Consider the following 15,374-nt stretch of genomic DNA (forward strand, 5'->3'; position numbering starts at 1 on the left):
GCATATAATGGCTTCATATGGAACACAGAAGATATCAAATGAGTAGTAAGTCGGCCAAAGGATTTAGCTCGATTCATTCTGCTGACTGAATGAATAATAAGGCGCTATCGTGTTTTTCTGATTTTTTGTACTAAAACAAGTGTTACACACATAATGTGTTAAAGATCATGCTTTGCTTTCATCTTGTAAGTTTCTATTGCACATTGGTCATTCGCCCTGCATAGGATGTCAGTGAAGCAATTGGCGGAGCGAATGAGGCAAGTAGCCGATACGAGCGACCGACAACTCGATACGATATGAGAAAGAGGAGGGTTTAGTTTCATGTCTCAGAATGAAAATGTGAATTATCGTGAAATTATAACAAAAGCGGTATGTGGAAAAGGTCGTAAGTTCTCAGAAGCAACTCATACGATTAGCCCTTCACACAAACCGTCTAGCATTCTTGGCTGCTGGATCATCAACCATAAATACACAGCTGAGAAGCAGGGTGACACTGTCGTTGTGCAAGGAAGCTATGATATTAATGTCTGGTACTCGTATAATCAAAATACGAAGACGGATGTTGCAACACAGACGGTTACCTATACGGATGAGATTGGTTTAAAAATGCGAGATGATCATGTTCTATCAAATCAAATGGATGTTATTGCTCGAGCGGTTCAACAGCCAAATACACTAGAAGCAACGATTGGAGAAGATGGTTCTAATGTAAATGTGCAAGTTGAAAGAGAGTTTGTCGTGGAATGTATCGGTGAAACGAAAGTCGCAGTTGCAGTAAATCCAAATGGGACGGTTGATGATTATCCAGTTGAAGATTATTCTGATCAAGTAAGTGATGAAGAATATGAACGTCTTGATCCGAATTTCCTTCATGGCGAGTTTGATAACTAAAGTGATCAAACAGGTAAAACGTTACCATAGCAAATTAAATATTGGTTTTAAGCAAGGAGCTACACATATTGCTTTTAGTGGTGAGTTAAAAAGGTGACAATTCTTTTCACTCACCTTTTTTATTTTTGTCTTCGTCATGCGAATGATCGCTCTACTATGCTATAATAAATACGTGATTATGGAACGGTGGAGGAGAAAGTATGGCACAAGTAACACCAATGATGAAGCAGTATTTAGACATTAAGGCACAGTATAAAGATGCCTTTTTATTTTTTAGACTTGGCGATTTCTATGAAATGTTTTATGAAGATGCCAAATTGGCTGCTAGGGAACTTGAAATTACGTTAACAGGTCGTGGACAAGGTGAGGAGCGAATTCCGATGTGTGGTGTTCCTTATCACTCCGCAGATTCTTATATTGTAAAATTAATAGAAAAAGGCTATAAAATAGCAATTTGTGAACAAGTAGAAGACCCGAAGCAAGCAAAAGGCGTTGTGAAAAGAGAAGTAGTCAAGCTTCTCACCCCTGGTACTGTTATGGATGGTCAAATCATTAAAGAAAAAGAGAATAATTTTATTATTGCGGTAACAGCTTTCAAAGACCATTCTTATGGGGTCGCACGTGCAGATTTAACGACTGGGGAAAGTGCGGTTACATTATTTAACGATGACGTTGATGAAGTTATTCATGAGATTCTAAATACAGGGACGAAGGAAGTTGTCGTATCATCAACGTTATCAGGGGTATTGAAAGAGAAGCTAGAGGAGCGGAAACAGTTTACGAAATCATTTGAGGATGAAGTTGAAATAAACGATGGGTACGAACACCTTTGTAAAAACTTACAATCTCAAAAACTCGTTCAATCATTTGGACGTCTTTTACAATATTTAATTCGTACACAAAAACGCTCATTAGATCATTTACAGCCTGTTATTTATTATCCTAGTAATTCTTATTTAAAGATGGATTCTCATACAAAACGAAATTTGGAATTAACTGAATCTTTACGTGAAAAGAAAAAAGCAGGATCACTTTTAGCTGTCATTGACCATACGGTAACGGCAATGGGGGGCAGGCTCTTGAAAAGCTGGGGTTGATCGCCCACTTGTTGATCAAATTAAAATTGAAGAACGTCTTCGTGTTGTGACAGCATTTAAAGATCACTTTTTTATTCGTGAGGAGCTGAGAGACGAGCTTCGGCACGTATATGATCTTGAACGATTAGCTGGTCGGATTGCCTATGGAAATGTAAATGCACGAGAGCTCGTTCAATTAAAGCGTTCCTTACAACGTATTCCTGCTATTAAAGAATATTGTTCAACAGTAGTAGCAGATAAAGTTGATGAATGGTTTAGTAACGATACAATAATAGAAGAGTTATTAAATCTATTAGAAAGTAGTCTTGTGGATGATCCACCAATCTCGGTAACCGACGGTGGGATGATTCAAGAGGGCTATCATCAAGAGCTGGATACATACAGGGATGCTAGTCGAAACGGAAAGCAATGGATTGCTGAATTAGAACAGAAGGAACGGCAACAGACGGGTATTAAGACATTAAAGGTCGGCTATAATCGTGTCTTCGGTTATTATATTGAAGTGACACGAGCAAACGTTCATTTACTAGAGGAAGGTAGATATGAGCGAAAGCAAACGTTGACGAATGCAGAAAGATTTATTACACCTGAGCTAAAAGAAAAAGAAGCACTAATATTAGAAGCAGAGGAGAAGCTTACTCAATTAGAATACGATTTGTTCGTCAATATCCGAGAGATGGCGAAATCATTTGTTGCAACGATTCAGTCATTGGCCCACTCGATTAGTGAGATTGACGTTCTATGCGGTTTCGCTCAAATAAGCGAAGAAGCCCAATATGTGAAACCAACCTTTTCAATGAGAAATGAAGTATTTATTCAATCAGGTCGCCACCCGGTTGTTGAGAAGATGATCAAAAAAGGGGAATATGTTGAAAATGATGTTCGATTAACAAATGGTCGCGAATTGTTATTAATTACTGGACCGAATATGGCTGGAAAAAGTACTTACATGCGTCAGCTAGCCCTTATAGTTGTGATGGCTCAAATAGGCTGCTATGTTCCTGCTAAAGCAGCTGAGCTACCGATTTTTGATCAAATTTTTACGAGAATTGGTGCAGCTGATGATTTAGCAAGTGGGCAAAGCACATTTATGGTTGAAATGCTTGAGACAAAATATGCCCTTACAAAAGCGACAGAAAATAGCCTTATTTTATTAGATGAAATTGGCCGCGGGACATCTACTTATGATGGTATGGCTCTAGCACAAGCAATCATTGAATTTATTCATGATACGATTCGTGCGAAAACATTATTTTCAACTCATTATCATGAATTAACCGAGCTTGAAAATACATTGCAGCATCTGCAAAATGTTCATGTTTCTGCGGTGGAAGAAAACGGAAAAGTTGTGTTCCTCCATAAGGTTGTTGATGGACAAGCTGACCGTAGCTATGGCATTTATGTCGCTGAGCTTGCTCAATTGCCACAAGAAGTAACAAATAGAGCTGATGAACTATTAAAACAGCTAGAGTCTTTTCCTAGTGAGCAGAAAAATCATACGATTAAGGAAAAAGTAGTCAGCCTGAGCAATTATCGTTATTTGAAGAGGAGAAATCCCCAATAAAAGAAACGAAACCGACAAAAACTGAGGAGCAATCTCAGCGGATGATGAAGGCGTTAGCTCAAAAGGATGTTTTAAATATGACTCCTCTTGAGGCGATTCAATTTGTTAATGAATTACAGAAGTTAGTGAAATAGAACGGAGGTGGACGTCGATGGCGAAAATTAGAAAGCTCGATGAGACATTATCAAATAAAATCGCTGCAGGAGAGGTTGTCGAACGTCCTGCTTCGATTGTGAAAGAATTAATTGAAAATTCGATTGATGCATATAGCACCTCGATTTTAATAGAAGCGGAGGAAGGTGGTCTTGCTTCCATTCGGATTGTCGATAACGGGGATGGAATGGAAGAAGAAGATGTGGAAACGGCTTTCTTTCGTCATGCTACGAGTAAGATTCAAAATGATCGTGACTTATTTCATATTGCAACATTAGGGTTTCGAGGTGAGGCATTACCTAGTATTGCCTCCGTCTCACACGTGACGTTGACGACTAGCACAGGTGAAGGAAAAGGAGTTGAAATAAAGGTAGAAGGAGGGAAGACCGTTTCTAAAAAGGCAGCACCTGCTCGTAAAGGAACCGATGTTACGGTCACAAACCTTTTTTATAATACACCAGCTAGATTGAAATATGTAAAAACGGTCCATACTGAAGCTGGAAACATTAGTGATGTTGTAAACCGTCTTGCACTAGCTCATCCGTCAATCGCTTTTCATTATCGTCATGATGGTAAAGAAGTGTTGCGAACAGCTGGAAATGGTGATGTTCGTCAAGTAGCAGCATCGATTTATGGAAGGCAAGTCGCAAAAAAGATGGTCGAAATTCATGGTGAATCGTTAGATTATGAATTATCCGGATGGATTGCAAAGCCAGAGGTTAACCGTGCATCCAGACAGTATATTTCGATCTTTATTAATGGCAGGTTCATTCGTAACTTTACATTAGCGAGAGCTATTTTGGATGGGTATCATACATTACTGCCAATCGGACGATATCCGATCGGGATTTTTTCAATTAAAATGGATCCGCAATTAATTGATGTGAACGTTCATCCAGCAAAGCTTGAAGTACGGTTAAGTAAGGAAGAGGAGCTTGCTGAGCTTTTAACGAATGTGATACGAAATGCATTCAAAAAAGAAACGTTAATACCAGAAGCGGATACTCGTCAAAGGACAACACTTACTTCAAAGGTTAAGGAAGAGCAGTTAAGCTTAGACTTTGAACAAACAAAACAAGAGGGAACCGATCATGAGTTGGATGTAACCCCTTTGTCATTTCACAATGAGAATCAACAAAAGCGTGAATCTAATCAAGACTTAGAGAATAGTGAGAAGATAAAACCAACTTCCACAAAAGTAGTGAAGGAAGTAGTTGTAGAAAACAGAGTAGAAGACGAGCAAGAATTTGTAGAAGAAAAGCAAGCCTCTCGTGTTCCTACATTATATCCAATTGGTCAAATGCATGGAACGTATATAGTTGCTCAAAATGATACAGGCATGTATTTAATTGATCAGCATGCTGCTCAGGAACGAATTAAATATGAATATTTCCGTGAAAAAGTCAGCCATGTCCCACGCCACCTTCAAGAGTTAATGGTACCAATGACGTTTGAATATACCGTAGGTGAAGCACAAATTATATCAGAGCATTTAGATCAATTGTGTGCAGTTGGAGTATTTATGGAGCCTTTTGGAGCACAGTCTTACGTAGTGAAGTCACATCCTAGCTGGTTCCCGAAAGGGCAAGAGGAAGAAACGATAAAAGAAATGATTGATTATTTGTTAGAACATAAATCAATTAATCTGGCTAAATTACGTGAAGAAGCAGCAATTTTAATGTCCTGTAAAGCAGCGATTAAAGCGAATCGGCATTTGCGTCAAGATGAAATGTTCGCTTTATTGGAATCATTGCGAAAAAGTAGTGACCCATTTACTTGCCCTCATGGCAGACCAATTATCGTTCATTTTTCAACGTATTCGATTGAAAAAATGTTTAAAAGGATTATGTAAGGGTAAAGGTGAGAATAATGTGATTATTACAACAGCTAGAAAACAAGTAGGTACACTAGCCGAACTAGTAAAAGTGATAAGTAATGATTTAAATGCGATTTCATTAACGCGTGACGATCGCTCAGTTGCAGCTCTAGTTCAAGAATTTGAAGATGATGTATTAGTTGTAGGAAAAGATCGATTAACCTTATATCCGAAAGATGGTGGCACACCTTTTTTCTATCATCCAAATTCAGCGATGTTTCGTGTGAAGCAATTTGTAGCAACCAGCTATGACCCATTAGTTGAGGCAGGGAAAATGGAGAAAGGGATGAGCGTGCTCGATTGCACGTTAGGTTTGGCAGCTGATGCACTAGTAGCGAAAATTGCTGTTGGAAAAGAAGGCCATGTAACAGGAGTGGAAGCGAATCAACTATTAGCTTACCTTGTCCGTTACGGACTACAGCAATGGACCGATGGACCAAAGCTTCTGTTACATGCGATGAAAGAAATCGAAGTGATTCATCAATCTCATCTTACGTATTTACAAAGCTGTGAAGATCAAAGTGTTGATGTCATTTATTTTGATCCGATGTTTGAGGCAGATCTTGATTCGAAGGGGATTGCAGGGTTAAAAAGCTTTGCTGTTTATGATGATTTAACAGATGAAGCTATTGAACAAGCGAAACGGGTCGCCCGAAAGCGGGTTGTTTTAAAAGATCATTATTTGAGTGAGCGATTTCACAAATTTCATTTTCAAGTTCAAAAGCGACAGCATGCCATGTTTCATTACGGTTTTATTGAAAAAAAAGGTTTGAAAAAGCAAAAATCAGGAGAAGATGATGAAAGATAAATTACTGGTGATCGTTGGACCAACAGCTGTAGGAAAAACAGCACTAAGTATTGAACTTGCTAAGCGGTATCATGGAGAAATTATAAGTGGCGATTCAATGCAAGTATATAAGGGTATGGACATCGGAACAGCTAAAGCGACTGTTGAGGAACAGCAAGGAATACCACATCATCTAATTGATATAAAGAATCCGACAGAGCCTTATTCTGTCGCTGATTTCCAATCTGCTGCGATGCCATTTATTACGACGATTAACAACAAGAAGAAGGTGCCGATCTTAGTCGGTGGAACAGGATTATACGTCAATGCTGTTATCCATCAATATGAACTACATAAAAAACAAGGGGATAATGATCTTCGTCATAAGCTTGAACAACTAGCCGTAGAAAACGGATCAATGCATGTGTATAAACTCCTACAAGAGGCTGATCCAGTCAGTGCTAAACAAATTCATCCGAATAATGTGAGAAGAGTGATTCGAGCACTTGAACTAACGAAAGTGACCGGTATCCCCTTTTCTGAGCAGCAAAAGGAAGAAGAAATGGAAAGTCCGTATGATCTAGTGTATCTAGCTTTAACGATGGATCGTGATCAATTGTACGAACGGATAAACAAACGAGTGGATTTAATGATGGAGCAAGGCTTATTGGAAGAGGTAACACGTTTGTATCGTCAAGGTATACAAAATTGCCAGTCTGTACAAGCAATCGGCTATAAAGAGCTGTATCAGTATTTAGATGGTGAGATCTCATTAGAAGCAGCCATTGATCTGTTAAAGAAAAATTCCCGACATTATGCCAAAAGACAGCTAACATGGTTTCGCAATAAAACGGATGCAACCTGGTTTGATATGTCAAATGGACTAAATTCTCATGTTTTTTTGGAAATTTGCCAATTCATTGAAGGAAACTGGCCACAAATGGCGAAATATAGAGATAGTCAATTAGAGGAGGAGTCCTGATGAAACAACAACCTGTCAATATTCAAGATCAATTTTTGAATCAACTACGTAAAGAAAATATCCCTGTTACAATTTTCTTAACGAATGGCTTTCAAATTCGTGGACTTGTGAAAGGGTTTGACAACTTTACTGTTATCGTCGAATCAGAAGGTAAACAACAGCTAGTATTTAAGCACGCCATTTCGACGTTTGCTCCACAGCGAAATGTTCAACTTAAATCTGAGACTGTGGAATAAGCAAAGCTTTAAGTGAAGGCTCGTCAAAAAGCAACTAGCTAGTGCCTACAGGCAGAGTTAGTTGCTTTTTTGTGCGTTACTTAAGGTGTTCGTTGTTTGAATAAACCGCTGCAACGATTGTTCAGATGTATAGCCGTTAGTTAACTTTAGTTGCTCGATTGATGCTTCAGTAACGAGCTTTCGAAGGATCGCCGTATTACGTAACGTTTGTGCTGAAATGCCCTTTCGTAGCCGTGCTCTTTTCACTTCTAGACGAAGCATTTTTTGTATCGCGATCATCGTTATTCGTTTCGGTGTTTGGTCAGCATAGGACCAATGATACGTTTTCCTTTGAAAATCAAAGGCAACAAAAAATGGGTCATGACTATGAAAGGCTGGTCGAACTGGCTCTGGGATCGTTTTAATATAATCAAAAAATAGAGATACAACTTGTTTAGAAAGAGGTACGGTTCGCTTTTCTCCTTTACTATCATATAAATGAAGCTGATTCAAATGAAAATGAACGTCTTTCATACTAAGCTTGGCTACTTCTTGTAGCGTTAGGCCATAATGTAAAAATAAACGTACGATACATTCATTACGAGCTTGATAATAAGGAAATGTTTCAGATTGCTTTTCAGACAACCCATATGTTGATTGCAACGAACGTAACAATTGATGTTCTTCCTTTATGGTGATCCATTCAGAAGGAGACAATGGTTCAACCGTTAACTCAGGTGGTTCTATAAGATTAATGGCTCTTAACTCTGTTTGTCCCCTATCTTTTTGAAATCGGGCAACCTGCTTTAAGACGGTATGAATCCGTTTAATCGTTCGAATATGATAACCTCTTTTAAATTGTAAATCGTAGAAAAAGAACTCTAATTCGTCCTTCGTTAAAGACCATCTTCCGTTACAATTCTGTTTGACCCATTTATGGAAGTCGAGTAAATCATACATATAGCGTTTAATGGTAGTTTCTTTTCTTCCTTTAAACGATAAATCGTTTAAGTAGGCTTGAATAATTAGAGGCAATGGTTCAATCATCATTTTCATCCTTTCTTTGAAAATTCGGCTCAAGTCTTTCTCTTAGTCTAGAAGTGCCTATTAAAAAAATCAATAGTGTTTCGCTCATATTAATGCTCTGATATCAGATGATTAGAGTTAATCTTCAAGTCATTCTTTTACAGGAATTTGAGTATGATGGAACAGAATAGGCGAATGTCTCATATAGTGTTATATAGATATAGTTGTGGTCTGTCGGTTTAACAGCAAAGGGGTGAAGGTGATGAATAACCCAACGTATGTGAGGAAGAAGGGACGAATAAATGTAGTATTAACAAAAAAGCAAGATGAGCTTGATGATGAACTACTCTTTCAACAGGAAGGATCGGAAATAGAGCATGATGTATTGGTAAGATTTGAAAAAGAGTTGGCCGAGTATGTAGGATTAGAAGAAATCAAACGTCTTGTGAAGGAAATTTATGCATGGTTATATATTAATGAGCGACGGGAAAAGGAAGGGCTTAAGGTGACGAAACAAGCCCTTCATATGATCTTTAAAGGCAATCCCGGTACAGGTAAAACGACTGTCGCTCGCTTGATTGCTTCTTTTTTGCATGAAATGGGGGTTCTTTCAAAAGGTCATTTTCTTGAAGTTGAGCGTGCGGATTTAGTCGGTGAATATATCGGTCATACTGCACAAAAAACTCGTGAAGTTTTGAAAAAGGCTCATGGAGGAGTTTTGTTCATTGATGAAGCTTATTCACTTGCACGTGGTGGTGAAAAGGATTTTGGAAAAGAAGCAATCGATACTCTTGTTAAGGCAATGGAGGATCACCAGCATGATTTTGTTTTAATATTAGCTGGCTATTCACGAGAAATGGACTATTTTTGTCACTTAATCCAGGGTTACCGTCACGATTTCCCATTGCAATTGATTTTCCTAATTATTCAACGAATCAATTAATGGAAATGGTTCGACGGATGTTACAGGAGCGTGAATATGTTTTAACAGATGATGCACAAAATCATATAAGAGATCACTTACAAAGGATTAGAAGTGAAAATCAAGGGACATTTAGCAATGGACGCTATATTCGTAATATGATCGAAGAAGCGATTCGAATTCAAGCAGTACGTCTTTTAAGAGACGAGACGTTCGATAAAGAATCACTTGTTACAATTAAACGATCTGATTTGCAGTTTCATACTTCTCATGTAAAGGTCACATAATAAAATAGTGGATGTGTCGATTGACGTTTGACACATCCACTTTCAATTTGGCCCAGTGACGTGATATGATGTAGAAGAATTTACGGAAAGGTGTGGCTCGTTTGGAAGAATTATTGAAACATGAGAAAGAACGGGTAATACTCATTGGTTGTCAAACAGACCAAGACGATGAGCATTTCCACTATTCAATGGAAGAGCTGAAGAAGTTAGTAGAGACAGCCCAAGGAACAGTTATTGCAACTATGACGCAAAAGCGTCAAAAGGTCGAACCTTCAACATATATCGGAAAAGGGAAAATAGATGAGTTACTTACGTTTCTTGAAGAAACAGAAGTTGATTTAATTGTATTTAATGATGAGCTGACACCGAGTCAAATACGCAATGTCCATACTCGGACGAAAAAAACCGTCATCGATCGAACACAGCTCATATTAGATATATTTGCTGCCCGTGCTCAATCAAGGGAAGGGAAGTTACAGGTTGAGCTAGCTCAGCTTTCTTATTTGTTGCCGCGCTTAGCAGGACAAGGACTAGCTTTATCGCGTCAAGGTGGTGGAATTGGAGCAAAAGGTCCGGGAGAAACGAAGCTAGAATCTGACCGTCGTCATATTCGGAGAAGAATGGACGAGATTAAGGCACAGCTTGAGGTAATCGTTGGTCACAGAGAACGTTACCGCAAGCGGAGAAAACGAAATGAGACGCTGCAAATAGCCATTGTTGGATATACAAATGCGGGGAAATCAACGTTGTTAAATCGTTTAGCAGATGCTGAAACATTTGAGGAAAATCAATTGTTTGCAACATTAGATCCGACGACTAGAAAGTGTTCATTACCAAACGGATTAACTGTTCTTCTCTCTGACACCGTTGGTTTCATACAAGACTTACCGACAACACTTATCGCGGCGTTTCGTTCGACTTTGGAAGAATTAGTAGAAGCTGATCTATTATTGCATGTTGTTGATTGTTCAAATCATGATTATGTTCAGCATGAAGTAACCGTCAAACAGTTAATTCAGGAACTCGGAGCACAACAAATCCCTGAGCTTGTCGTTTATAATAAAAGCGATCAAAAAATGGACGCATTTGTCCCAGCTTATCATGTAGACTCAATTGAAATTTCAGCGTTTGAACGTAACGATATTGAAGCGTTAAAAACGGCAATCGAAGAAAAGTTGATTGAACAAATGACACCATATAAAGTTTATATTGAGGCAAACGAAGGCAAGTTATTAGCGACATGCAAAAAGTCGTCAGTTGTTCAAAAGATTGAATGGGATGAGGAAAATGAGTTCTACAATGTAAACGGATTTGTATTAGCTGAAACGGCGATAGGTCAAGAGCTAATGAAACGAATGAAGGAAGAGGAAAATTAGTATGTTACAGTTAAAGCATCAAGACGAAATAAATCAATTAACGCAAGAGGTTGACCTCCAAATCGAACAGATTCACAAGGAAATTGAACAAATTGCCTTATTGAATCAAGCAAAGGTTATGAAAGCATTTAAAAAGCATCAAGTTTCTGATTTTCATTTTACGCCTTCAACAGGCTATGGATATGATGATGCCGGTCGTGATACATTAGAGCAAGTCTATGCAGAAGTTTTTGGCGGTGAGGCAGCTCTTGTACGGCCACAAATTATTTCCGGTACACACGCTATTGCGGTAGCTTTGTTTGGTGTTTTACGACCTGGTGATGAGTTGCTTTACATAACTGGTAAGCCATATGATACGCTTGAGGAAATTGTCGGAATCCGTGGTAATGGCAATGGTTCATTAAAGGAATTTCAAATTGACTATGATGCAATTCCGTTACGTTCTGATGGTTGGATTGACGAAGATGCAATCAAACAGGCAATTACACCAAGAACAAAGATGATTGGTATTCAGCGTTCTAAAGGGTATAGTGATCGGAGCTCTTTTACTATTGATGAGATTGAGAGAATGATTCGTTTTGTACGTGAGCTAAAAGCGGATCTAGTTGTGTTTATAGATAACTGCTACGGTGAATTTGTTGAGGCAAAGGAGCCAACAGATGTTGGAGCCGATTTAATAGCAGGCTCTTTGATCAAAAATCCTGGTGGTGGGATCGCAAAAACAGGCGGATATATTGTCGGTAAGAAAGAGCTTGTTGAATTAGCTTCTTATCGATTAGCTGCTCCGGGAATTGGAACGGAGGGTGGTGCAAGCTTATATAGTTTACTGGAAATGTATCAAGGCTTTTTCTTAGCACCACATGTTGTTTCGCAATCATTAAAAGGTGCTGTCTTTACCGCTTGTTTATTAGAAAAGTTAGGCATGAGCTCATCACCAAAATGGAATGAAAAACGAACGGATTTGATTCAATCAGTTCGCTTTCCAACATCTGAAAAAATGGTTGCCTTCTGCCAAGCGATTCAAGCTGCTTCTCCAATTAACGCCCATGTAGTACCGCAGCCGAGTCCGATGCCTGGTTATGAAGACGACGTCATAATGGCAGCAGGTACGTTTATTCAAGGGGCAAGTATCGAATTAACGGCAGATGGGCCGATACGAGAGCCATATATTGCCTACGTACAAGGTGGGTTAACTTACGAGCACGTGAAAATTGCCGTGTTACAAGCATTAGATTCGATCTTGTAAAAGGAACATTCGTTGACTTGTTTGCGACAATCTAGTAATATGAGAATGGATAACTATAGCAAAATTATATCAATTAGATCACAAATTGAGATTAATAAAGATAGTCAAATAAGCTAAGCTTATTTTTCTTAATACAATTATTTTGTTGAAAGGGGACTACATATTAATGGCAAAGTACACGAGAGAAGATATTTTGCAAATTGCTAAGGAAGATAATGTTCGATTTATTCGACTTCAGTTTAGCGATTTACTAGGTACGATTAAAAATGTTGAAATACCAGTAGACCAATTACCAAAGGCACTTGATAACAAAATGATGTTTGACGGTTCTTCCATTGAAGGGTTTGTACGGATTGAAGAATCGGATATGTATTTGTATCCTGATCTAGATACGTGGGTTATTTTCCCATGGACTCCTGAAAAAGGTCGAGTTGCCCGTCTCATTTGTGATGTGTATCAACCAGGTAATCCGGGCGAGGAACCACAACCGTTTGCAGGTGACCCGCGTGGCGTATTGAAGAAGGTTTTAAAAGAAGCAGAGAGAATGGGCTATACGAATTTTAATATTGGACCTGAGCCTGAATTTTTCCTATTCAAAAATGATGAAAACGGTGAGCCGACTTTAAACTTGAACGATAAAGGTGGTTACTTTGATTTAGCACCGACTGACTTAGGTGAGAACTGTCGTCGTGATATCGTGTTAGAGCTTGAAGATATGGGCTTTGACATTGAGGCATCACACCATGAAGTTGCGCCAGGACAGCATGAAATTGACTTCAAATACGCTGATGCACTTACAGCTTGTGATAATATTCAAACGTTCAAACTAGTTGTTAAAACGATTGCTCGTAAGCACGGCTTACATGCAACCTTTATGCCAAAGCCTTTATTTGGCGTTAATGGATCAGGGATGCATTGTAATATGTCGCTGTTTACAAAAGAGGGAAATGCCTTTTTTGATGAGTCTACAGAATCACAATTAAGTGAAACGGCTATGCAATTTTTAGCTGGTATTTTAGAGCATGCTGAAGCATTTACGGCGATTACCAACCCAATCGTAAATTCTTACAAGCGCTTAGTACCAGGTTATGAAGCTCCTGTATATGTAGCATGGTCAATGCGTAATCGTAGTCCGTTGATTCGCATTCCGTCATCACGCGGTGTTAGTACACGAATTGAAGTAAGAAGCCCAGACCCAGCCGCGAATCCATATTTAGCAATGGCAGCAATGCTTGCAGCAGGTCTTGATGGAATTAAAAAGAAGAAAACTCCACCACCTGCAACAGATCGAAATATTTATGTGATGAGTAAAGAAGAACGGATTGAGGAAGGAATTGCTGATCTTCCAGCTACTTTAAAAGAAGCGGTCGATAAGCTTATTCAGAATGATATTCTTGTACGGGCACTTGGCGAGCATATTATTGAAAATTTTGTGGAAGCAAAAGAAATCGAGTGGGATATGTTCCGCACGCAAGTCCATCAGTGGGAGCGCGATCAGTACTTAGAAGGTTATTAATATCACGAACCCTTGGAGCTAAAGGCTTTGAGGGTTTACTTTCATTTTTAGGAAGATAAGTACTTTTATTTAGATTGTGCTGTGTGATTTCGAAATTTGCTCAGAAGCGTTCTACAATTCGCTTGCTAAGACCTAGAATTAACATCATTCGTATCGTTTGCTGATTATTCGTTCCAAGGATCTCCTTGATAGCTTTCAATTCAATTGATTTTAGGATGTGTTTAATGAATTTTGATAAGACACATGTGTTATATCGTCTAATCTTCGAATCGAACGGTGTCTTTTCGAGGGAGAACTAATGGCTGTACGGATGGGGTGATGAATAAAAAACGAGAGCTATGAAACTCTCGTTAAAAAAGATGTTAATAGGAATTCTTAACCATACTTGCTCCAATAATGATTAATAAAATGAACAAGACAACAATCAAAGCAAAATTATTATCTTTTTTGTAACCATATCCTGCTACATCACTCATTCTAAATCCCCCTTTCGCTAGGATAATACAGCATATGTAAACAAAAAGATATGACTGTCTTATTAGCGGATAATATAAAAAAACGGTCAAATGAATTAAGGTCAAATGTTAGAGAGGGGTTGGCCAGGAAGTAGGTTAGGCGTTTGTCATCTAACCTTAAAATGTCTTAAATGAGCTCGAATCATGCTTGTCATGACATTAATCGTTGTACTTATCATAAAGGTAACCGAACTAAAAAAGGCCCAACCGTGAATGTTTGAATTCAGTATCTATGAGAACGATAATTATATTGGAGATATCGATATTTCATAAAAGATACGTGTAGAATAGAATCGTAGGAGGCGTCTGCTCCGCCCGTTATACGCTTGTCTTATAAAAAACCTCGACAGGCCCTGTAACTTGTAATTGCTTCGCACGACGCTTCTAGTAAATAGACACTTTAGCGTTGCTTTTTAAAATAACGTCTATTGATAAAATAGAGGAACAGGAGAATGACAATGATAAATGGTCCTTTTTGTCGTTGTAACATTTCTTCAACTCCTTCATTTAAACATATTTATACATATGTAATATTTACAAAGCTTGACGTACGATTAGCCTTCGCAAAAGTAGAATTAGGGGAATTCCATAGGAATCAACCGTTGTAGATAATAATAACTGTACTAGAGAGGAATTTTAGAATGAGTAAGAAAACCGTTATTCTTATTGCTTATGTAATAACACTGCTCTTCTTTTTAAGGAGTGTTGCACTAGTTCTTTTTGCAGAGGGTACTGGTGGTTATGGGATGATTATCTTATCTGCAGTTGTGATGACCATTTTATTAAGATGGTATTTAAAAGAGCGACGTAAATAATAATTAAAAATAAAAGAGCATCGAATGATGCTCAGGATGTGAGGGAGCTACATTGGTAGCTCCCAGCCTGTCGACAAAGTCTCGCAAAAGCGAGGCAGTCGACAGG

11 protein-coding genes and 2 pseudogenes are annotated in these 15,374 nt (G+C 38.5%); 11 read left to right on the forward strand and 2 right to left on the reverse strand.

Annotated features, from left to right (window positions below; all coding sequences use genetic code 11):
• Nucleotides 1-321 precede the first annotated feature (321 nt).
• From JCM19034_RS14605 to hfq, 6 genes and pseudogenes are all read left to right on the forward strand, one after another.
• Nucleotides 322-891, forward strand: a complete 570-nt coding sequence (locus tag JCM19034_RS14605) for an outer spore coat protein CotE (protein WP_062050860.1) — start codon at nt 322-324, stop codon at nt 889-891.
• Nucleotides 892-1,091: 200 nt separating this feature from the next.
• A pseudogene (gene mutS / locus JCM19034_RS14610) lies at nt 1,092-3,686 on the forward strand (DNA mismatch repair protein MutS).
• 17 nt (nt 3,687-3,703) lie between these two features.
• Complete coding sequence (gene mutL, locus JCM19034_RS14615) at nt 3,704-5,557, forward strand: DNA mismatch repair endonuclease MutL (protein WP_062050862.1); 1,854 nt, start codon at nt 3,704-3,706, stop codon at nt 5,555-5,557.
• Between the two features lie 19 nt (nt 5,558-5,576).
• Complete coding sequence (locus JCM19034_RS14620) at nt 5,577-6,389, forward strand: class I SAM-dependent methyltransferase (RefSeq protein ID WP_062050864.1); 813 nt, start codon at nt 5,577-5,579, stop codon at nt 6,387-6,389.
• The gene (gene miaA, locus JCM19034_RS14625; RefSeq protein WP_062050866.1) at nt 6,379-7,350 is read left to right on the forward strand and encodes a tRNA (adenosine(37)-N6)-dimethylallyltransferase MiaA; all 972 of its coding nucleotides are present in this window, start codon (nt 6,379-6,381) and stop codon (nt 7,348-7,350) included. The genes JCM19034_RS14620 and miaA overlap by 11 nt, the downstream gene beginning before the upstream one ends.
• Entirely contained in the window at nt 7,350-7,586 is a 237-nt protein-coding gene (gene hfq, locus JCM19034_RS14630; RefSeq protein WP_062050868.1) for an RNA chaperone Hfq, read from the forward strand. The genes miaA and hfq overlap by 1 nt, the downstream gene beginning before the upstream one ends.
• Before the next feature lie 57 nt (nt 7,587-7,643).
• On the opposite strand, the gene JCM19034_RS14635 is transcribed toward hfq, so the two are convergent.
• Entirely contained in the window at nt 7,644-8,612 is a 969-nt protein-coding gene (locus tag JCM19034_RS14635) for a site-specific integrase (RefSeq protein WP_062050870.1), read from the reverse strand.
• A gap of 241 nt (nt 8,613-8,853) precedes the next feature.
• Here JCM19034_RS14635 and spoVK point away from each other — a divergent pair.
• The 4 genes and pseudogenes from spoVK (at nt 8,854) to glnA (ending at nt 13,938) form a co-directional block, all read left to right on the forward strand.
• A pseudogene (gene spoVK, locus JCM19034_RS14640) lies at nt 8,854-9,800 on the forward strand (stage V sporulation protein K).
• 101 nt (nt 9,801-9,901) lie between these two features.
• Complete coding sequence (gene hflX / locus JCM19034_RS14645; protein WP_062050872.1) at nt 9,902-11,176, forward strand: GTPase HflX; 1,275 nt, start codon at nt 9,902-9,904, stop codon at nt 11,174-11,176.
• A 1-nt stretch (nt 11,177) separates the two neighbouring features.
• Nucleotides 11,178-12,422, forward strand: coding sequence for a methionine gamma-lyase family protein (locus JCM19034_RS14650; protein WP_062050874.1), 1,245 nt, complete (start codon nt 11,178-11,180; stop codon nt 12,420-12,422).
• A 166-nt stretch (nt 12,423-12,588) separates the two neighbouring features.
• Nucleotides 12,589-13,938 (forward strand): type I glutamate--ammonia ligase, encoded by a 1,350-nt coding sequence (glnA, locus tag JCM19034_RS14655; RefSeq protein ID WP_062050877.1) that lies wholly within the window; start codon nt 12,589-12,591, stop codon nt 13,936-13,938.
• Between the two features lie 362 nt (nt 13,939-14,300).
• On the opposite strand, the gene JCM19034_RS21145 is transcribed toward glnA, so the two are convergent.
• Nucleotides 14,301-14,414, reverse strand: a complete 114-nt coding sequence (locus tag JCM19034_RS21145; RefSeq protein ID WP_082394095.1) for a YjcZ family sporulation protein — start codon at nt 14,412-14,414, stop codon at nt 14,301-14,303.
• A gap of 680 nt (nt 14,415-15,094) precedes the next feature.
• Between JCM19034_RS21145 and JCM19034_RS21875 the strand changes: the two genes are divergently transcribed.
• Complete coding sequence (locus JCM19034_RS21875; RefSeq protein ID WP_156323999.1) at nt 15,095-15,268, forward strand: hypothetical protein; 174 nt, start codon at nt 15,095-15,097, stop codon at nt 15,266-15,268.
• Nucleotides 15,269-15,374 lie beyond the last annotated feature (106 nt).

The organism is Bacillus sp. JCM 19034 (genome assembly GCF_001310635.1).
In the GTDB taxonomy this organism is placed as follows: domain Bacteria; phylum Bacillota; class Bacilli; order Bacillales; family Bacillaceae_D; genus Halalkalibacter.

Coding starts and splice junctions, on each gene's coding strand:
- JCM19034_RS14605 (WP_062050860.1), top strand. CDS start 322: ATGTCTCAGAATGAAAATGTGAATTATCGTGAAATTATAACAAAAGCG.
- mutL (WP_062050862.1), top strand. CDS start 3,704: ATGGCGAAAATTAGAAAGCTCGATGAGACATTATCAAATAAAATCGCT.
- miaA (WP_062050866.1), top strand. CDS start 6,379: ATGAAAGATAAATTACTGGTGATCGTTGGACCAACAGCTGTAGGAAAA.
- hfq (WP_062050868.1), top strand. CDS start 7,350: ATGAAACAACAACCTGTCAATATTCAAGATCAATTTTTGAATCAACTA.
- JCM19034_RS14635 (WP_062050870.1), bottom strand. CDS start 8,612: ATGATTGAACCATTGCCTCTAATTATTCAAGCCTACTTAAACGATTTA.
- JCM19034_RS14650 (WP_062050874.1), top strand. CDS start 11,178: ATGTTACAGTTAAAGCATCAAGACGAAATAAATCAATTAACGCAAGAG.
- glnA (WP_062050877.1), top strand. CDS start 12,589: ATGGCAAAGTACACGAGAGAAGATATTTTGCAAATTGCTAAGGAAGAT.
- JCM19034_RS21145 (WP_082394095.1), bottom strand. CDS start 14,414: ATGAGTGATGTAGCAGGATATGGTTACAAAAAAGATAATAATTTTGCT.
- JCM19034_RS21875 (WP_156323999.1), top strand. CDS start 15,095: ATGAGTAAGAAAACCGTTATTCTTATTGCTTATGTAATAACACTGCTC.